Below are 18,950 nucleotides of genomic sequence, written 5' to 3' on the forward strand. Positions count from 1 at the left end.
ATTACCTGTGCGCGTCGGGCCGACCGGCCGGTGTCAAGCGAAGCATGTCACTTAGAACTATTAGCCGATTGAAGCTTTTTGCGTGCGCTGACAGCCAAGGCAAAATTCACGCCTGACATTAAGATTGTCGTTACGGCGAACTGCCGAAACATGATGGAAAGGTCCGAGTGCATTTCCGGCTCCAGCAGGTCACGGATAAAGAGCATGAACGCTCCAAATACCAGTCCTTGCAGCACGGCATTTTCCGCCATCCGGCTTGTCGAACGGTGGACTAGATTTTCGGGCGGAAAGAATCCTCCTACGCCCTTCATTGCGAGCGCGAAAAGAGGCACCAACAGGCCCATCTTTACGAGGTTTTGCGGTGAGATTGAATTGTCCAACAAGTAGACGAACGCCGGGATTACAAATGCAGGTGCAAGGTATAACAGGTAATCATTGAGGACCTGATTCTTCATGACGCTGCCTCGTCAGCTGTTGCCACAAAGAGATTAACCTCGACTCAACCGATGTCAACGGCGGTGAGATGGTGCTGCAAATCTCGAGCTGGGAGGCTATGGCCTGAATTAGCTGAAAGCCAATTGCGATATTGCCGTAGGCATCGCTAGCGACCCTTTAGCTCGTGTAGTGCTGATTCTATTTGCTCCCTAACGTCCAAGCGCCGAAATCTTGCCGGCGCCTGGAATTTGCCGTGTCTTCAGAGGATGTAGGCCGGGTCGAACACGCCCTTGACCGTCACGCCGAGCTCCAGCAGCGCGCCGGCTTGAGGCTGCGTCGCGCGGGCTTCGTCGTCGAGCCCTTCCCAGGCGGTGGTTACCACCAGGCGGTCGGCATTCGTGCCGACGAAAGCCGGGCAGGAGGGCTGCATGGCGGGCACGCGGTGGCGCTCGATGCGCAATCCGTCGGGGCTGTAGCGATCGACGAAACCCGATCCCCAGCGGGAATTCCAGATGTAGCCATCGGCGTCGCAGACCGAGCCGTCTATCCCACCGATGTCTTCCGAGCTGTCGACCAGGACCGTCGGCTCGCCGATCGGGAGGCCTGTTGCCGGATCGACAAGGACGCGCATGAGGCGGCTGATCCGCGTATCGGTGTAGTAGCCGAAGGAACCGTCGGGCGAGAAGCAGATCGAGTTCGGGATGCTGATGCCATCGAAGATCTTCGTCACCTTGCCGGCGGCGACATGGTAGATCGCGCCGGCCTGCATCTCCGCGCGCTTGCCCATCGTGCCGATCCAGAGCGCTCCCGACTGGTGGGTGCGGCCGTCGTTGGAGCGGTTTTCCGGCTTGTCGGCCTCGAGCGGCAGGTAGAAGGTCAGCGCGCCGGTGGCGATATCACGAATGAACAGGCCCTGTTCCGTTGCCAGCAGCTGCCTGTGCGCATCGATGCGCGCAAGTACGCTCGCCATCATCGGCAGTTCATGGACCTTCTTAGTCCCAGTGCCAAGCTGCAGCTCGTGCAGTTCCTTGCCGAGGATATTGAACCACCAGACCGTGTCGGTATCCGGATCATAGGTCGGACCTTCGCCCAGCACAGACGCCGTGTCGCAAAGGATGTTGCCCTGGAACTCATGAATATCCGTCATGCCGTTACGCTCCGATTGCTGCATCATAGGCAGAGATGGTCACGCGCGCCCGCTCGGCAACCTCGGTAGCCGTCATTCCCGGCTTGTAGAGGCTGGTCCCGAGCCCGAAGGCAAGGATTCCTGCCTTGGTGTATTCGGAAAAATTCTGGTCGGAGACGCCGCCGACGGCGGCAATCGTCAGCTCCGGCGGCAGCACGGCCCGGATTGCCGTGATCCCGGAAGCGCCAAGCACGCCGGCCGGGAAGAACTTCAGGCCCGTCGCACCGGCGCGCGCGGCGGACAGGGCCTCTGTCGCCGTAAAGCAGCCAGGCATCGACACCATGCCGAGATCGCGGGCGCGACTGATCACGGCTGGCTCGACATTCGGTGTCACCAGCAGCTTGCCGCCGGCAGCGTCGAGCCTGTCGACATTCTCGACATCAAGAACAGTACCGGCGCCGATCAGGCAATCGGCCGGTGCCATCTTTGCTGCCATCTCGATGGAGCGGAAGGCGTCGGGCGAGTTTAGCGGAATTTCGATGGCCGTCAGGCCGGCTTCGATCAGTCCGCCAACGATGGCTTCCGCTTCTTCGGGCTTGATACCGCGCAGGATGGCGATCAGCGGGCGCTTCATGGGAGGGAAGGGGATGCGGGTCATGCGACTGTTCTTTCATCATTAGGCCAGATCGCCTTGGCGGCTGCGGAAAGCCCGCGGCGGACAGCGGCATCGGCGTCAATTGTCTGATAGGAGATAGATAAGCATTGGAACGCGGTTTCATAGAGCGTTTGCAGGCCGCCCGAGGCCACCAGCGTAATCCTGGCGTCATGGCCGGCCGATGACAGCGCACCGGTAATCTCGCTGCCGATGAGGGTTCCCGAGATCCACGCCTTGGCGCCTGAAGGCGACAGCCCGTGCAGCAGCTGGCCTGATCGAGCGCCGAACAGGAGGCTTGTCGCCATTGCCGGCTGCTTGAAGATGGCGCCAACGGCCGCCTTGAAGGCAGCGCCATCCGGCTCTCCGGCACCGGCAATAGCCTGCGCAAGAATGCTGTGCTTGCTGATCACGTCGAAGAGTTCGCCGGTCATGAAAGTCGAAAAGCCGGTGACCATGCCGTCGACAACCCGCACCCACTTCGAGTGCGTGCCTGGCATGCAGACGATCTGCTCGCCCTGGCTCTCGCCGGCAAGTGCGCCGAGCAACTGGGTCTCTTCGCCACGAATAACGTCCGGGGCCTCTGCCGAGCGCTGGGCAAGGCCCGGAAGGATCCGGATATCGCGGCTCTGGCCGGGCACCGAGACGGCGCCCGTCAGGATCGCCCCCAACGAGGTTGGTGTATCGATATATCCGGCTTCGACCCAGCCCTGCCGGGCGCCGGCCATGCCGCAGATGATCACCGGGATTTCGGCCGGGACCGACAGACTGTCGAGATGTGCCTGCAGCACGCCGGCAAAGCCGAGGCTGGCCGCCGTCGTCATGCCTTCTGCGCTGCGATGCTCGCCGAGAATGCCGCCATCGACGCCAATCAGCCACAAGCGAAAGCTGCTGGTACCCCAATCGACAGCCACATAGGCTGGTTTTTCCATCAGAAGATGCCTCCGTCAACGATAATGGACTGCGCGGTGATGCTGGCTGCGAGGTCCGATGCGAGAAACAGGCAGGGACCGACAAGGTCCTGCGCCGTCAGGATATGTTTAAGGCATTGCCGATCGACCATCCGGGCGATGCTCTCATCGGTCAGCCACAGGGCCTTCTGCCGTTCGGTAACGATCATGCCCGGCAAGATCGCGTTGACCCGGATGTTTTCCGGCCCCAATCGCCCGGCCATGCTCTTGGTCAGGCCGATGATGCCCGCCTTGGCTGTGGCGTAGACAGGCACTTCAGGCATGTTGAGCATGAAGGCGATCGACGAGAAGTTAATGATAGATCCGCCGCCGGCTGCCCGCATCAGAGGAGCGACCGCCTGCGATACAAAGAACATCTGCTTCAGGTTGATCGCCTGGCTGTTGTCCCAATCGGCTTCCGACACGGTGTCGAACTCATGGCGGTCGTCCCAGCCGGCATTGTTGATCAGCACACGAATCGCCCCAAAGTCGGATTCGATGGCAGCGACTGTGTTCCTGATGGCTGCAACGTCGCGCAGATCGGCATGGTAGTAGGCGACAGGATGAGCGGAAATGGCCGACAGTCGTGCCGCCAGCGCCCGGCTCGGCGCTTCGGCGATATCGATGAACGCCACGCGTGCGCCACGCATGGCAAAGCCCTCGACGAGGGCCGCGCCGATGCCCGAGCCGCCACCCGTGATGAGGACGGCGCTATCCTGGAGATCGCCGGTCAATGTGGTGGGTTCCGTCAACATTTACTCCCGTCATTAGTTCCATTATTTGGAACCTAATTTGACTATTTGGAATTATCCAACTACTATCCATCCCTGTCAACGGTCTGGAATGGCCGTCATCAGCGGGGCATGGAATGACGGAAGAAACGCAGCGGACGTTGCCCGACACCGGCACGCTTGGCAAGATCATTGCCTTGCTCGACCTCGTTACGCTTGCGGATGCACCGATGCGCTTCACCGATATTCTCGAACTCTCGGAGCAGCCGCGCGGCACGCTCCACCGGCAACTCACCCACATGGTGCGCGAAGGACTGCTGGAGATGGACAGGGAGGGTCGCTATCTGCCCGGCGTTCGCCTTCTCACCTTCGCCGCGCGCAGCTGGGCAGGTAGCGACCTGCGTCGTATCGCCGAGCCGCATCTCGGCCTCCTCCACGAGCAGACCGGCGAGACCGTTCATCTCGGCGTCCTCAGCGACCTTCAGGTCATCTACCTGGATAAGGTCGAGGGCAGGCAATCGGTGCGGATGTATTCCCATATCGGCAATGCCGCGCCTGCCTACTGCACCGGCGTCGGAAAGGCAGCGTTGTCGAGCCTCGATGATCGGTCGCTGAATGCCGTTGCGGCGCGTCTCGAACTTCGTGCCTTCACCACCCATACCCATCGGACGATAGTATCGCTTTTGGACGACATTCAGGACATCAGGGCGCGTGGCTATGCCTTGGATCGCGAGGAGCATGAGGAGGGGATATGCTGCGTTGCCGCCGCGATCCCGCCAGTCGGAGGCCGAGGTCCATCCGGCGTCTCCGTCACCGCCCCGGCCTACCGCGTAAGCCTGCAGCGCTTGCAGGATTGGGCGCCGCTGGTGCAGAGGACCGCACAGTCTATCTACGAGGACGTTTCCGTGCGGCTGGGACCACGTCGTTGACTTGCGCATGATGCGAAAATTTACCTTCAGACGAACGCGCTTGTTTCGATAGCAACTTGAAATTGCTAGTTGAGTCTTGGTCGTATAATGGCCATGTTAGGGATGTCCCCGGGAGAGCAAAAGCTCCGATGGATGAGGCCACGGCATCGATCCGATGCAGCGTGTAAAGATTGTATGATGGCAATATTGGATAAGACAGTCGCCAGCGCCGGCTTGGACGGCATTGTGTTCGAAATTGCGGAGCTTAAAACGCAATTCGACGTCTTCAGGTTCATGAAGCGGGTCACGGACGCCTATCGTAGCCGGTACTTCATGGTTCTAAACCTGCCGCCCGTCACATCCTCCGTCTTGCAGAGCAACACGGTGCTCAGCAACTGGCCACCGGAGCTTCTGAGCAACTACGACCAGGAGCGCCTTCTCCTCAACAGCAACGTCATGCGACAATTGCGCAATTCGACGCTGCCCTTCCATGTCGACACCTCGAGCGCCGATATGGAGCGGGAGGACGGCAAGACAAAGCTCATCATATCGCTGCTGGAGCGCTTCCACATGCCGCGCAGCGCGCACTTTCCGACCCACGATGCATCGGGCCTGCGTGGCGCGGTGTCTTTTTCCGGCGATCGCGAGACCTTTGCGCCGCACGAAATGCGCGACCTCTGCTATATCGCCATCCACATTTTCGAGCAGCTCGGCAGGATCCGCAATTCCGATACGCGCGTGACCGACGCGTTGACCACCCGCGAGATCGACTGTCTCACCTGGACGGCAGCGGGAAAGACAAGTGCGGAAATCGCCGAAATTCTCGGGCTGTCCGAGCACACCGTCAATCACTACCTCAACCGCACCACAAAGAAGCTCGACACCGTCAACCGCACCCAAGCGGTCGCGAAAGCGTTGCGCATCGGCATCATCAAGTAACGCTGCGCATTATTTGGGCTATCAGCGCGCTGCAGCTTACAAAACAGGCAATTCTTCGCCAATTGCGGCTGCGTCATGCCGGGATATTTTCTATCCCTTTGATTTTTCTAAGCATATGATGCTGGTGAAAACTGGCATGCTTTCTGCTTTCTATTAGTCGCGAAGTCCAGAGGGGGCTTTGATAACAGCGCCAGGCAAATGGTGCGGGTCAAGGTGGCCGCTGTCAACGATGTGATGCTCCTCCCAGCACCGTCGGCGACAGCGGCCTTTGCGTTTTGAAATACCGAGCAGGTAAAATACGTCTCGGCCCTTGGCAGGCGCGTATGAAGGTCTATGAATGCGGGCATAACGCAGGGAGTTTTTGCCGCATGGCCGAAGTCACCAAGGAACAGGTTCTCGAAACGCTGAAGACCATTCGGGCCCCGGACCTGGAGCAGAGCATCGTCGAGCTGGGAATGGTCTCGGATATCTTCATTTCCGATGGGAAGGTATATTTTTCCATCACGGTTCCGGCCGACAAGGCGACGGCTCTGGAGCCGACGCGTCTGGCGGCCGAACAGGCCGTGAAAACCATTCCCGGTGCCACCGGTGCACTGGTGACACTGACTGCCGACAAGAAGGCCGGCACCAGCGAGCCGAAGCCTACCCGTTCCCCCGCGCCGCACGCTCATCCGCATGCCCATGCACCTCAGCCAAGCGCGCCGCAGACCCGTGGCGCCAAGATCGGCGTTCCCGGCATCGGTGCCATCATTGCCGTTGCCTCCGGCAAGGGCGGCGTCGGCAAGTCGACCACCGCCGTCAACCTGGCGCTGGCATTTCTCGCCAACGGCTTGCGCGTCGGCATCCTGGACGCAGATATCTACGGCCCGTCGATGCCGCGCCTCCTGAAGATTTCGGGCCGCCCCCGGCAGATCGAGAACCGTATCATCGTGCCGATGGAGAATTATGGTCTGAAGGTCATGTCGATGGGCTTCCTCGTCGAGGAAGAGACCGCGATGATCTGGCGCGGTCCGATGGTGCAATCCGCCCTGATGCAGATGCTGCGCGAGGTTGCCTGGGGAGAACTCGACGTGCTGGTCGTCGACATGCCGCCCGGCACGGGCGACGCGCAACTGACCATGGCCCAGCAGGTGCCATTGGCCGGCGCCGTCATCGTCTCGACGCCACAGGACCTGGCCCTGATCGACGCCCGCAAGGGTCTCAACATGTTCCGCAAGGTCGAAGTGCCGGTCCTCGGCATCGTCGAGAACATGAGCTATTTCATCGCACCCGACACCGGCGCGCGCTACGACATCTTCGGCCATGGCGGCGCACGGCTCGAGGCGGAGCGCATCGGCGTCCCGTTTCTGGGCGAGGTTCCCCTTACCATCAACATCCGCGAGACCTCGGACGCGGGTACGCCTGTCGTCGTCTCCGATCCGGATGGCGTCATTGCCGGTGTCTATCGCGATATCGCCACCAAGGTCTGGGCGCAGGTCAAGGAAAAGCCGCAGCGCGCCGCGCCGAACATTGTCTTCGAATAAGCGGAAAGAAGCGCTGAGCCGGTGCGGCGGTCTTGCCTTGTCGGCGGCATGTGCTAGGCATTGCACTGCAGCGAAATTGCCGTGAATGCGGGCTGGAAAAGGCTTGGGCTTGATTCTTCGTTCGCATTGCTGCATATGCGCCGCCGATGCGATGGTCTGCGGATAAGCCTGAAGATAGGGCGGACGGGATTGTCTGAAACTTCGGTTCGCTGATGCGTCGAGAATTGAGCGTCGGCCTGAATTGGTACTGCAACGCAGTGGAGCACGGATACGCCTTTCCGACATCATCGGCAGAACGCGTCCTAGAGTTTGATGACCCTTTCAGAGATTTCGCCCATGGGCTTGCGAGTATCCCGCCGGCTGCCCCGTGACGTCAGTCGCCAGGCATCGATCCCTGCGAATGTCCGTCCTGGCACACGGGTGATCCGTTGATCACTGCCTATCGCTCGAACTGCCAGTCCGTGTCGATGCCGGATATCGTGGCAGCCTCCACATTGTCTGACGACGTCGTCTGGATCGATATGGTCGATCCCACGCGCGAAGAGGAAGACAAGCTGGAAGCCCTGCTCGGTATCCAGGTCCCGACCCGCGACGACCTCAAGGACATCGAGCCATCCAGCCGCCTCTACAACGAAGGCGGCGCTGTCTTCCTGACGGCATCGCTCGTCTGGCGCGCCGATTCCGAGGTGCCGAGCCTGACCGACGTCGGTTTCATTCTCGTCGGCAACCGTCTGGTGACGATCCGCTACGCTAATCCGAAATCCTTCGCCTTGTTCATTGCGGCGCTCCATCGCATCCCGGAAGACATGCGCAGCGGCGCGGCTCTGCTCGCCAAGTTGATGGAAACGATTGTCGACCGCACCGCCGAAATCCTCGAGCAGGCTGTCGCCCGTATCGATATCCTGTCGACCCATGTGTTCGGGGACAAGGCACGCAAGGTCCGCCGCCCATCGAACTACCTCGAGGACAAGCTGCGCGACGTGGCAGGCCATCATCGTCTGGTGAGCAAGTCGCGCGACAGCTTGATGTCGCTGTCGCGACTTCTTACCTTCATGCATACGATCCCGGCCGTTCAGCAGGATCGCGAGACCAAGGATCTCTGTCGCAACGTGACGCGGGATGTCCAGTCTCTCTCCGAACATGCTTCCTTCATCGCCGGCAACATTACCTTCCTGCTGGATGCCTCTCTCGGCCTGATCAACATCGAGCAGAACTCCATCATCAAGATCTTCTCGATCGCGTCAGTCGTGTTCCTGCCGCCGACGTTGGTGGCTTCCGTCTACGGCATGAATTTCGAACATATGCCGGAGTTGCACTCGACATTCGGGTATCCGGCCTCGCTGTTGTTGATGGTGGTCTCGGCCATCGTCCCATTCTTCTTTTTTCGTTGGAAAGGCTGGCTCTGAGAGCCGAGTGATCCCGAATGTCCCAACATACCGAGCATTCTCCCGAACGGAAAATGAGCCCGCGCAAGCTTTTCTACCTCACGCTTGGCTCGGTCGGCGTCGTCTATGGCGACATCGGCACCAGTCCGCTCTACGCCTTTCGCGAGGCGCTGAAGCCTGTTGCCGCCGATGGCCTGACGCGTGGCGAGGTCATCAGTCTCGTGTCGCTGATGTTCTGGGCGCTGACGATCATCGTCACGTTCAAATACGTGCTTTTCCTGCTGCGCGCCGACAATGACGGCGAGGGCGGCACGCTTTCGCTGCTGGCGCTGCTGTTGAAGACCGCCAACGGGCATACGGCCGTGCTGATGTTCCTAGGCCTCAGCGGCGCCGCCCTGTTTCTCGGCGACGCGATGATCACGCCTGCGCTGTCCGTGCTTTCGGCCGTCGAAGGCCTGAAGCTGGTGACGCCGCATCTGGCGCCCTATGTCGTGCCGATCGCGGTTGCCATCCTGGCACTGCTCTTTGCCATCCAGTCGCACGGCACCGGTGCGGTCGCGCGCTATTTCGGTCCGATAACAGCACTCTGGTTCATCGTCATCGGCCTTGCCGGCCTGCTGCATATTCCGGATGACTACGGCATCCTCAATGCGTTCAATCCCTGGTACGGCATCTCCTTCCTGATGAACGAGGGCATTCTCGGCATCATCGTGCTGGGTGCCGTGTTCCTGACGGTAACGGGGGCGGAGGCGCTATACGCCGATCTCGGCCACTTCGGACGCCGGCCGATCCAGTGGGCCTGGTTCGTAGTGGTCTTTCCGTCGCTGACCCTGAATTATCTTGGCCAGGGCGCCATGGTGCTGCGCGAGCCGTTGAAGATGTCGGATCCGTTCTACCTGATGTTTCCGCATTGGGCGCTGCTGCCGGTCGTCTTCCTCGCGACCTGCGCCACCATCATCGCCAGCCAGGCGGTCATAACGGGCGCCTTCTCGCTCACCCGTCAGGCGATCCATCTGGGCTTCCTGCCGCGCATGGAAATCCTCTTCACGTCGGAGACCAACACCGGCCAGATTTTCCTGCCGTCGGTCAACACGCTGCTGTTTTTCGGCGTCATCTTCCTGGTGATCACCTTCCAGACCTCGGATTCGCTCTCCACGGCCTATGGGATCTCGGTGACCGGCGCGATGGTCGTCACATCGGTCATGGCCTTCGAGTTCGTCCGCGTCCGCTGGAACTGGTCGCTGCCGCTGACGCTCGTCGTCTTGATGCCGCTGTTCCTGCTCGAAATGGTCTTCCTCGGCGCCAATCTCCTGAAGATCCATGACGGCGGCTACATCCCCGTGATGATCGCCACTTTCTTCACCGTCGTCATGTGGACCTGGCGCCGTGGGACGGCAATCCTGATGGAGAAGACCCGCCACACGGACATCCCGCTGCCGTCCTTCGTCAGTTCCATCGAACGCAAGAGCGATCATTCGCCGGCAGCAGTGCCCGGAACGGCCATCTTCCTCACCAGCGACCCCGAATCCGCACCGGCCGCCCTGCTGCACAATCTGAAACACAATCACGTCCTGCACGAGAAGAACGTCATCCTGACGATCCGCACCGTCAACAAGCCGAGGGTGGCAAGCAGCGACCGTTACACAGTGGAAAAGATCTCCGATCGTTTTTCCAAGGTGGAACTGCGCTTCGGCTTCATGGAATCGCAGAACGTCTCGCAGGCGCTGGCCGCGTTGCGCAAGTCCGGGCTGAAGTTCGATATCATGTCGACCTCCTTCTATCTCGGACGCCGCAAATTGGTACCGGATGCAAAATCCGGCATGCCGCACTGGCAGGATCGGCTGTTCATCGCCTTGGCCAACGCCGCCACCGATCCCTCCGACTATTTCCGCCTGCCGGCCAACCGCGTCGTCGAACTCGGCTCGCACGTCATCATCTGATCCGTGGGAACGGCCGGAAAGACCGCCAATACCAGGTGCGGAGCCCTATCCACTCTTCCATTAACCATCCATCAAGGTTAATGGGAGATTATTGTCGCATGTTCCCGTCGGTCGTGGAGTCCGGTGTTGCGTCCCATGCGTTCGTTCGAAAACAAGCCGCCTCGGCACTCGCGTAACTGGCTCTCGCCCACCGTCTTCGGTTGCTGCGCCTGGCTGATCTTCCCCTCCATCGTTGCCCAGGCCGATGTCGCCGGCATGCTCTCCGGCATCGACGACGGCGACAGCAACTGGCGCATGGTGCTCACCACGTCGCCGGCCGGCTCCATCCACCAGGCAGAACTCGCCTTCACCAATGCATCGGCTACGGGAAGCGCCGAGGATGGCGGCATGCTCCTGCCGGACGGTCGCCGCATCGCCTTCCAGTCCAAGGAGAAGGGTAGCGACCCGCGCCCCGACGAAGATCGCGTCCGCCGCCGTGACAAGAAGGGCAGGGTGGCGAATGTCGTCCCCATGGCTCCTCCGAAGGATTTTACGGCCGGCTCGATCCTGCAGCGCACCACACTGTTCTTCCGCCCGGAACTCGACGTGCCGTCGTCGACGGGCGCGCAGAGGACCGCCTTCATCAAGGATGATCTCGGCGCGACGGGCCTCGAAACAGCCTTCCTGTTTTCCAAGCAGGAGCCGCTGAAGGCCGATGGCGGCGTTCCGCCGATCCTGGCAAGCCTCGTCACCAACCCGCGCGCCGATAGCCTGGCGATGGGCTATGCCGAGCCGGGACCCGACTATGCGGCGACCTCGCCCTTCGACAGCATCCTCGGCAAGGAGCCGGCCGACAGCGGCCGCTTCGTGCCGCAGATCGGCGCCAAGGACCACGCCTGGGCGGCGAGCGTGCTGCCCGCCGAAGTCTTCTCGTCCGACGAGCAGCAATGCCTGGCGACCGGCATCTATTTCGAGGCGCGCGGCGAATCGGTGAAAGGCCAGGCTGCCGTTGCCCAGGTGATTCTCAACCGCGTCCGCAATCCAGCCTATCCGAAAACGATCTGCGGCGTTGTCTACCAGAACGAGGACTGGACCAACGCCTGCCAGTTCTCCTTTGCCTGCGACAAGGTCAAGGACAGGGTGAATTCCCCCGCCCATTGGCAGATCGCCCGCCAGGTGGCGATGGCCGTGACGGCAGGCAAGATCTGGCTTCCGGAAGTGGGCTCCGCCACCCATTATCACGCCGTTTACGTCAAGCCGCGCTGGGCGGGCGAGATGGTCAAGGTCGGGCGGATCGGCATGCACCTGTTCTACAGAACCTATGGCGGCGGCTGGAGTTGAGCGACGAACCGCCCCCGGCGCTTTGGGTGCGACTTTCTGTCATGTTTGCGCAGACGACCTCCGTGGCACCCATAAGCCGATGATTTGCCTGCCTTTATTAATGGCGGGACATGTGCTTTCTACGTCTTGACTATGCTTTTCCATAAAACTATGTTCGCCCGAGTTCAAAACGGGCCGATAGGTGGCTAAACCTGCAGTTCGTTCTTACGGTTATCGGGGTAGGGTAGCGTAAGGAACGGTAGCAGGGAGGGCGCCATGGTGGGGGACCAAGACGAAGGTCTGGAGCAGCGTAGGGCGCAATTGGGAGCCGAACTGGCGAACAAGCGTGCTGCGACCGGCGAAGTCGAACGGGGGGAAGCGCGCGCCCAAGCCAGCCGGAAAGGCTACGCTCAGGCGCTGAAACTCTCCAGCGAATTCGTTTCTGCAATCATCGTGGGCGCGCTGATAGGCTACTTCTTGGACCGTTTGGTTGGCACTGCGCCGTGGGGCATGATCGTCTTTCTGCTGCTCGGATTTTGTGCTGGCGTTCTGAATGTCTTGCGTATGGCCGGCAAGGTGTCCACACCTTCGGTCGGTGGCGACAAGGCAGACAAGAAATGAGCACGGGGGTTGTGCGTCAGCGCGGTCTTCCAGGCATTCATATCCGTCTCTAAGGCGGGCAAGTGAGAGAGAACACGCGGTGGCCAACGGTCCGATTCATCAATTCCAGATCAATACGATCGTTCCGATCGAAATTGGCGGGCTGGATTTTTCCTTTACCAACTCGTCGCTGTTCATGGTCGTATCCGTTCTTCTGGCCGGCAGCTTTCTCTATTTCGCCACCGCATCGCGCAGCCTGATCCCGGGTCGGGCCCAGTCGGTCGCCGAAATGTCCTATGAATTCATAGCCAATATTCTGCGCGAAGGTGCCGGTTCCGCCGGAATGAAGTTCTTCCCGCTTGTCTTCACGCTGTTCATGTTCGTGCTGACCGCGAACCTTCTCGGCATGTTCCCCTACTTCTACACCGTCACCAGCCAGATCATCGTCACCTTTGCGCTGTCGATGCTGGTGATCGGCATCGTCGTTGTCTACGGCTTCTTCAAGCACGGCTTCGGGTTCCTGAAGTTGTTCCTGCCATCGGGCGTCCCCGGCGTTCTGCTTCCGCTCGTCGTTGCGATCGAGGTTATCTCGTTCCTTGCCCGTCCGATCAGCCTCTCCGTTCGTCTGTTCGCCAACATGCTGGCAGGCCATATCACGCTCAAGGTGTTCGCGGGCTTCGTTGCCTCGCTTGGAGCCCTTGGCGCGCTCGGCATAGGCGGCGCCATCCTGCCGCTCATCATGACCGTCGCCCTGACGGCCCTCGAATTTCTCGTGGCATTCCTGCAGGCTTACGTATTTGCCGTGCTGACATGCATGTATCTGAACGATGCGCTGCATCCGGATGGTCACTGAGAAGTAAAGTCGTTGGTGCCGCGTGCACCAGTCAAAGCCAAACCTATCAATCTAAGGAGTTTTTAACATGGACGCAGAAGCAGCAAAGTTCATCGGCGCCGGTATCGCTTGCATCGGCATGGGTGGCGCAGGCATCGGCCTCGGCACGATTTTCGGCAACTACCTCTCGGGCGCGCTTCGCAACCCGTCGGCTGCCGATGGCCAGTTCGGCCGTCTGATCTTCGGCTTCGCCGTTACGGAAGCTTTGGGCATCTTCTCGCTGCTCGTCGCTCTCCTCCTGCTCTTCGCCGTTTGATTTCGACGGTTTGATGGATCACGGCTTGCGTAGAGCGGGCCGTGATTCTTCGTATTTGCGCCACTGGAGGTGAGCATGTTTGTAACTCCGGCTTATGCTGAAGAAGCCGCGCCGGCATCAGGCGAAGTGCATACGGAAACGGGTGTGGCTCCGGCCCATCACGCGTCATTCCCGCCCTTTGACCCCAAGACTTTTCCGTCCGCGCTGCTTTGGCTGGTGATTACCTTCGCCACCTTCTACATCGTCATGCAGAAGGTCCTCGTTCCGCGCGTCGGCGGCATTCTGGAAAGCCGGCATGCACGGATCGCCCAGGACGTCGAGGAAGCCGCGCGCCTGAAGGCCGAGGCGGACGCTGCCGTCGCGACCTATGAACGCGAACTGGCCGAAGCCCGTGCCAAGTCGAATGCGATCGGGGCGGCTGCCCGTGCCGATGCCAAGGCAAAGGCGGAAGCCGAGCGTCGCGCCATCGAGGCGAGCCTTTCCGAAAAGATCAAGGCTGCCGAAGTTCGGATCGCCGAGATCAAGGCCAAGGCCTTTGCCGACGTCGGCGCCGTCGCCGAAGAGGCAGCGACCGTTGTCGTCGAGCAGTTGATCGGCACCCAGGCTTCGCAGGCGGACATTGCCACGGCCGTGGCCAACGCCAAGCAGGAGGGTTAAGCCATGGAATTCCATCTCGACGAAACCTTCTTCGCCCTCGTTGGCCTGATCCTCTTCATCGGCGTTATCGTCTACATGAAGGTGCCGGGCATGATGGCGAAGTCGCTCGACGAGCGCGCCGACCAGATCCGCAACGATCTGTCGGAAGCCAAGCGCCTGCGCGAAGAGGCCCAGCACCTGCTGGCCGAATACCAGCGCAAGCGCAAGGAAGCCGAAGTCGAAGCGGCCAACATCGTCGCCGCAGCAGCCCGCGAAGCCGAGCTGCTGACCGCTGAAGCCAAGAAGAAGACGGAAGAGTTCGTCGTCCGGCGCACTGCGATTTCCGAGCAGAAGATCAAGCAGGCAGAACTGGACGCCATCAAGGAGGTCCGTTCTACCGCCGTCGATCTGGCTATCGCTGCTTCGCAGGCGGTCATCGCCGGCAAGGCAGATGCCGGCATTCAGGCGAGACTGTTCCAGGAAGCGCTTGGCGAAGTGAAGGCCAAGCTCAACTAGCAGCAGGCATATATTAGTGGAGAAGGCCGGGCATTGTCCCGGCCTTTTGCGTTAAGGCAGGTCTTCGACGACCTCGTCCTTGCGCATCGGTCGGAAGCTCATCCGATGGAGGCGACAAGGACCGACCCGCTCGATGCTGCTCCGGTGGACAGCGGTGGCATAGCCCGCATGGGCGGCAAAGCCATAGGCTGGAAAGACAAGGCCGGCCCGCACCATCATCCGGTCACGTGTGACCTTGGCGAGAATGGAGGCGGCGGCGATCGACAGGGAGCGCGAATCGCCCTTGACGACGGCCTTGCCGGGGCAGGGGAGACCGGGCGGCACGTCGAGACCATCCGTCAGCACGAAGCTTGCCGGGATGGCGAGGCCGCACACGGCGCGGCGCATGGCGTCGAGGCTCGCCTTGCGGATATCGGTGGCATCGATGCGTCCGGCGCTGGAAGAAGCGATCGAGACAATGGCCGTGGCGATGATCGTATCGAATAGTTCTTCGCGCCGTGCTGCCGACAACTGTTTCGAGTCGTTGAGGCCCTCGGGAATATTGTCCGGATCGAGGATGACCGCAGCAGCCACCACAGGCCCCGCGAGCGGGCCCCGCCCGGCTTCATCCGTGCCGGCGACCGGCCAATGGCCAGCCTTGCGCGCAGAGAGTTCCAGGGTGAAATCGGGGACGATCGGACCTTCTTCGAAGAGCCGAGGAGAATCGGGTGGCGTGCGACGTGTCATGCGGCTGACCCTCGCACGCCAACCCGATTTCCTGCAAGTCCCCCGGCTCAGGGCGGTGAGCCGGGGGACATCCGTCGCACAGGTAGGGCTACCCGTCCGCCGGAATGGTCAAATCAGAGCAGCGACAATTGCACGCCGCTGCCGTCAGGCGGCACGAACAGATCGCTGCGCAGCTGGATGCTGCGGCGGGTAAGCCCGAGGCGTTTCGTCGCCATCTCGAAGCGGCGACTGATCTGCCAGGCATAGGGCCCCGCACCCTTCATCCGCTTGCCGAAATCCGCGTCGTAATCCTTGCCGCCGCGCATCTCCCGTACCAGCGACATGACGTGGCGGTAGCGATCCGGATAATTTTGCAGCAGCCAGTCGCGGAACAGCGGGCTGACTTCGAGAGGCAGACGCAGCATGACGTAGCCGGCCTCCAGCGCACCCGCGGCCTTGGCCGAATCGAGGATCCGCTCGAGCTCGTGGTCGTTGAGTGCCGGGATCATCGGCGCTACCATTACCGATGTCGGGATGCCGGCTTCGGACAGTGCCCGGATCGCCTCCAGCCGGCGTGACGGCGTCGAGGCGCGTGGCTCCATTGTGCGTGCGAGCTTGCGGTCGAGCGTCGTCACCGAGAGTGAGACCCGTACCAGCTTCTTCTCAGCCAATTCCGTCAGAATATCGAGGTCGCGCAGCACCATGGCGGATTTGGTGACGATCGAGACCGGATGGTTGGCCCTGTTCAGTACCTCGAGGATCTGGCGCATGATCCGCCATTCCTTTTCGATCGGCTGGTAGGGGTCGGTGTTGGTGCCGATGGCAATGACCTTCGGTTCATAGCCGGGCTTGGCCAGCTCGCGTTCGAGCAGCTTTGGGGCGTCCGGCTTGGCAAAAAGCTTTGCCTCGAAATCGAGACCGGCGGAGAGGCCCATATAGGCATGCGTCGGGCGGGCGAAGCAGTAGATGCAGCCATGTTCGCAGCCGCGATAGGGATTGATCGAGCGGTCGAAGGGGATGTCCGGCGAGGTGTTGCGGCTGATCGCCGTGCGCGCCTTCTCGATCTGGACTTCGGTCTTGAACGGCGGCAGGTCTTCCAGCGACTGCCAGCCGTCGTCGATGCTCTCCCGGCTGGATGGCTCGAACCGGCCGCCGGGGTTCAATCCGGCACCGCGCCCACGCCGCCGATCGACGTCGATCCGAAGACCGGACGAAACGATCAGTGCATCAGCCATATCTGCCGTGTTGGCAGGCGCGAATGCGGCCTGCCCTGCAAGGGACTGTTGGTTCATCGGTGGCTCCAGCGGCGGGAAATGCACCTGCATCCTGCGTCTAACCTTGACTAAATTCCTAACCGGAAGATGGGAACAATGCAAGAACAAAATGTGGAAAACTCGCACTGGCAATCGATTGTGCACCGCTCTATAAATGGGCGATGTTGACAGTCATTATCGAATGCCGGGACCAGGAACCCGAATTGGCCCAGACCCTTGCGGCGCTCGTATCGGGGGCTATCGAGGGGCTCGTATGCGACGTCGTGGTCCTCGATCACGGCTCGCGCGACGGCACATCGCGGGTTGCTGATGCAGCCGGATGCCGCTTTTATTCCGAGTGGGACATCCGCGAGATCTTGGGTTCGGCGCGTGGCGAGTGGCTGCTGCTGGTGGAGCCCGGTTCCCGGCCCCAGTCCGGCTGGATCGACGAAATCGGTGAGTACATGGCGTTGAACACGCTACCGGCGCGCTTTACCGCCTCACGCGGCTACAGGCGGCCGCTGATGCAGCGGCTGCGCCGGATGTTTTCGCCGCTCGAATTCGGCTTTCTGATCTCCAAGGTTGAGGCGATGGCTGTTGCCAAAAGCGGCATGGCCCTGGCGGAATTCACCAGGGGTCGGAAGCCCAAAAGACTGGCGAGCGAGATGATCCCTTCCTGGGTGGCGGCGCGCGCGGTGCGCTGAGACCCCCGATGCGCGTCTCCGACTGGCTCTCTAGGCCGTCTGAGCGCCACGCTTCAGATGTTCGTCCAGCCGCGGCATGATCTCGATGAAATTGCAGGGCATGTGACGATAGTCCAGCTGCGCCTTCAGAATGCCGTCCCAGGCGTCCTTGCAGGCCCCGGGTGAGCCTGGCAGCACAAAGATGAAGGTGGCGTTAGCGACCCCCGCCGTCGCCCGCGACTGGATCGTCGATGTGCCGATCTTGTCGTAGGAAATCCGGTGAAACACGGCGGAAAAGCCCTCCATGCGCTTCTCGAACAGAGGCTCCAGCGCATCCGGCGTGACGTCGCGGCCGGTAAAGCCGGTGCCGCCGGTGGTGATCACGACATCGACCGTCGGGTCCCTGGTCCAGTTCTCGACGATCGCCCGGATCTGCGCCTTGTCATCCGGAACGATGGCACGCGCAACGAGGCGATGCCCCGCCTCGGCGATGCGGCCCGCCAGGGTATCGCCCGATTTGTCGTCCCCGGATGTCCGCGTGTCGGAGACGGTGAGCACAGCGATGCCGACGGGAACGAAGGGGCGCTCTTGGCTGATGCCTGCCATTATAGATCTCCTGCAGTTGTTGTCGTTGCCTGAAAATACCAGTCCGGCCTCTTCAGGCGAAGCGAAGTTGCGGCGGCCTCGGCGGCCCTCAGATCATCGAACAGCGCAAAGCAGGTCGCGCCCGAGCCGGACATTCTGACAAGCCTCGGTTCCTGTTCCGCCAGAAGCGTCGATAGCGCACCGATCTCGCCACAAAGCGCTCGTGCCGGTGGCTCCAGATCGTTGCGCAAGCTGCCGATCAGCGAAATCCAGTCCTCGGCGCTGCCGCGCCTGGATGGTTGGAAATCGAAACAAGGATTGGTCTTGTCCTGCAGGCGCCGAAAGACTGCCGGCGTCGAGACACCGACGAGGGGATTGCCGAGAACGATACCGAAGGACGGGAAGGCCGGCAGCAAGGCGATGTCCTCGCCGATCCCGCGTGCGATCAGCGGCCGGCTGTAGAGGCACATCGGTACGTCGGCGCCGAGTTGCAGTGCCAGTCCTTTGAGTGCCTCCGGTGTCAGGCTGACATCCCAAAGCCGCATCAGTCCCCGCAGCGCTGCGGCGGCATCGGCAGAGCCGCCGCCGATCCCGGACGCGACCGGCAGGTTCTTTTCAAGGTGGATGCGCACGGGCGGAGCATCGGCGCCGCTGTCGCGGCAGACGCTGCGCAGCAGATCCCGCGCTTTGACAATGAGGTTGCCGCCCGACTGGCCCTGCTCGCCGAGATCAGCGGCGAATTTCCCCGAGACCTCGAAGCTGTCGGCCTCCGATCGGCTGAAGCCGATGCGGTCGCCATGACGGGCGAAGGTTACCAGCATATCGAGAAGATGATAGCCGTCCGCCCTCAGGCCCGTGACATGCAGGGCGAGGTTGATTTTCGCGGGCGCATCTTCCTGGAGGTCGAAGGCGCCCGCGTCGAACATCGATGGCATC

Annotated in this window: 21 protein-coding genes; 12 read left to right on the plus strand and 9 right to left on the minus strand. The window is 61.3% G+C overall.

Features of this window, described 5'->3' with window-relative positions:
• Nucleotides 1-47 precede the first annotated feature (47 nt).
• The 5 genes from VH564_RS01375 to VH564_RS01395 form a co-directional block, all read right to left on the minus strand.
• Nucleotides 48-455 (minus strand): hypothetical protein, encoded by a 408-nt coding sequence (locus VH564_RS01375; protein WP_423338037.1) that lies wholly within the window; start codon nucleotides 453-455, stop codon nucleotides 48-50.
• A 239-nt stretch (nucleotides 456-694) separates the two neighbouring features.
• The gene (locus VH564_RS01380) at nucleotides 695-1,582 is read right to left on the minus strand and encodes an SMP-30/gluconolactonase/LRE family protein (RefSeq protein ID WP_423338038.1); all 888 of its coding nucleotides are present in this window, start codon (nucleotides 1,580-1,582) and stop codon (nucleotides 695-697) included.
• Between the two features lie 4 nt (nucleotides 1,583-1,586).
• Nucleotides 1,587-2,219 carry a 2-dehydro-3-deoxy-6-phosphogalactonate aldolase gene (locus VH564_RS01385; protein ID WP_423338039.1) on the minus strand — a complete coding sequence of 211 codons (633 nt, stop codon included), beginning with the start codon at nucleotides 2,217-2,219 and terminating at the stop codon, nucleotides 1,587-1,589.
• Nucleotides 2,216-3,145: a 2-dehydro-3-deoxygalactonokinase gene (locus VH564_RS01390; protein WP_423338040.1), complete on the minus strand. Its 930-nt coding sequence runs from the start codon at nucleotides 3,143-3,145 to the stop codon at nucleotides 2,216-2,218. Before VH564_RS01390 ends, VH564_RS01385 begins: the two co-directional genes overlap by 4 nt.
• A complete protein-coding gene (locus tag VH564_RS01395; protein ID WP_423338041.1) occupies nucleotides 3,145-3,915 on the minus strand; it encodes an SDR family NAD(P)-dependent oxidoreductase in 771 nt (256 codons plus the stop codon). The genes VH564_RS01390 and VH564_RS01395 overlap by 1 nt, the downstream gene beginning before the upstream one ends.
• A gap of 116 nt (nucleotides 3,916-4,031) precedes the next feature.
• Here VH564_RS01395 and VH564_RS01400 point away from each other — a divergent pair, with 116 nt between their 5' ends.
• The 11 genes from VH564_RS01400 to VH564_RS01450 all read left to right on the plus strand — a co-directional run bounded on the left by VH564_RS01400 (nucleotide 4,032) and on the right by VH564_RS01450 (nucleotide 14,788).
• A complete protein-coding gene (locus tag VH564_RS01400; RefSeq protein ID WP_423338042.1) occupies nucleotides 4,032-4,823 on the plus strand; it encodes an IclR family transcriptional regulator in 792 nt (263 codons plus the stop codon).
• Between the two features lie 174 nt (nucleotides 4,824-4,997).
• Complete coding sequence (locus VH564_RS01405; protein ID WP_423338043.1) at nucleotides 4,998-5,741, plus strand: helix-turn-helix transcriptional regulator; 744 nt, start codon at nucleotides 4,998-5,000, stop codon at nucleotides 5,739-5,741.
• A gap of 368 nt (nucleotides 5,742-6,109) precedes the next feature.
• Nucleotides 6,110-7,264, plus strand: a complete 1,155-nt coding sequence (locus VH564_RS01410; RefSeq protein WP_423338044.1) for an Mrp/NBP35 family ATP-binding protein — start codon at nucleotides 6,110-6,112, stop codon at nucleotides 7,262-7,264.
• 428 nt (nucleotides 7,265-7,692) lie between these two features.
• Nucleotides 7,693-8,670 (plus strand): magnesium transporter CorA family protein, encoded by a 978-nt coding sequence (locus VH564_RS01415; RefSeq protein WP_423338045.1) that lies wholly within the window; start codon nucleotides 7,693-7,695, stop codon nucleotides 8,668-8,670.
• A gap of 17 nt (nucleotides 8,671-8,687) precedes the next feature.
• Nucleotides 8,688-10,589 carry a potassium transporter Kup gene (locus VH564_RS01420; RefSeq protein ID WP_423338046.1) on the plus strand — a complete coding sequence of 634 codons (1,902 nt, stop codon included), beginning with the start codon at nucleotides 8,688-8,690 and terminating at the stop codon, nucleotides 10,587-10,589.
• Between the two features lie 135 nt (nucleotides 10,590-10,724).
• Nucleotides 10,725-11,909, plus strand: coding sequence for a cell wall hydrolase (locus VH564_RS01425; protein WP_423338047.1), 1,185 nt, complete (start codon nucleotides 10,725-10,727; stop codon nucleotides 11,907-11,909).
• A 255-nt stretch (nucleotides 11,910-12,164) separates the two neighbouring features.
• Nucleotides 12,165-12,509: an AtpZ/AtpI family protein gene (locus VH564_RS01430; RefSeq protein WP_423338048.1), complete on the plus strand. Its 345-nt coding sequence runs from the start codon at nucleotides 12,165-12,167 to the stop codon at nucleotides 12,507-12,509.
• A 79-nt stretch (nucleotides 12,510-12,588) separates the two neighbouring features.
• Nucleotides 12,589-13,341: a F0F1 ATP synthase subunit A gene (locus VH564_RS01435; RefSeq protein ID WP_423338049.1), complete on the plus strand. Its 753-nt coding sequence runs from the start codon at nucleotides 12,589-12,591 to the stop codon at nucleotides 13,339-13,341.
• Nucleotides 13,342-13,408: 67 nt separating this feature from the next.
• Nucleotides 13,409-13,636 (plus strand): F0F1 ATP synthase subunit C, encoded by a 228-nt coding sequence (locus VH564_RS01440; protein ID WP_111217634.1) that lies wholly within the window; start codon nucleotides 13,409-13,411, stop codon nucleotides 13,634-13,636.
• 75 nt (nucleotides 13,637-13,711) lie between these two features.
• Nucleotides 13,712-14,293 (plus strand): F0F1 ATP synthase subunit B, encoded by a 582-nt coding sequence (locus tag VH564_RS01445; protein ID WP_423338050.1) that lies wholly within the window; start codon nucleotides 13,712-13,714, stop codon nucleotides 14,291-14,293.
• A 3-nt stretch (nucleotides 14,294-14,296) separates the two neighbouring features.
• On the plus strand, nucleotides 14,297-14,788 hold the full coding sequence (locus tag VH564_RS01450; protein ID WP_423338051.1) for a F0F1 ATP synthase subunit B: 492 nt from the start codon (nucleotides 14,297-14,299) through the stop codon (nucleotides 14,786-14,788).
• 51 nt (nucleotides 14,789-14,839) lie between these two features.
• On the opposite strand, the gene VH564_RS01455 is transcribed toward VH564_RS01450, so the two are convergent.
• Nucleotides 14,840-15,514, minus strand: coding sequence for a ribonuclease HII (locus tag VH564_RS01455; protein WP_423338052.1), 675 nt, complete (start codon nucleotides 15,512-15,514; stop codon nucleotides 14,840-14,842).
• A 113-nt stretch (nucleotides 15,515-15,627) separates the two neighbouring features.
• Entirely contained in the window at nucleotides 15,628-16,785 is a 1,158-nt protein-coding gene (locus VH564_RS01460; protein ID WP_423338053.1) for a PA0069 family radical SAM protein, read from the minus strand.
• A 143-nt stretch (nucleotides 16,786-16,928) separates the two neighbouring features.
• Between VH564_RS01460 and VH564_RS01465 the strand changes: the two genes are divergently transcribed.
• Nucleotides 16,929-17,450, plus strand: coding sequence for a glycosyl transferase (locus tag VH564_RS01465; protein ID WP_423338054.1), 522 nt, complete (start codon nucleotides 16,929-16,931; stop codon nucleotides 17,448-17,450).
• 30 nt (nucleotides 17,451-17,480) lie between these two features.
• On the opposite strand, the gene moaB is transcribed toward VH564_RS01465, so the two are convergent.
• Together moaB and VH564_RS01475 are read right to left on the minus strand one after the other, a co-directional pair.
• The gene (gene moaB / locus VH564_RS01470; protein WP_423338055.1) at nucleotides 17,481-18,035 is read right to left on the minus strand and encodes a molybdenum cofactor biosynthesis protein B; all 555 of its coding nucleotides are present in this window, start codon (nucleotides 18,033-18,035) and stop codon (nucleotides 17,481-17,483) included.
• Nucleotides 18,035-18,949 (minus strand): 4-(cytidine 5'-diphospho)-2-C-methyl-D-erythritol kinase, encoded by a 915-nt coding sequence (locus VH564_RS01475; RefSeq protein WP_423338056.1) that lies wholly within the window; start codon nucleotides 18,947-18,949, stop codon nucleotides 18,035-18,037. The genes moaB and VH564_RS01475 overlap by 1 nt, the downstream gene beginning before the upstream one ends.
• Nucleotide 18,950: the final 1 nt, after the last annotated feature.

This window comes from Rhizobium sp. HT1-10, assembly GCF_049472505.1.
In the GTDB taxonomy this organism is placed as follows: Bacteria; Pseudomonadota; Alphaproteobacteria; order Rhizobiales; family Rhizobiaceae; genus Rhizobium.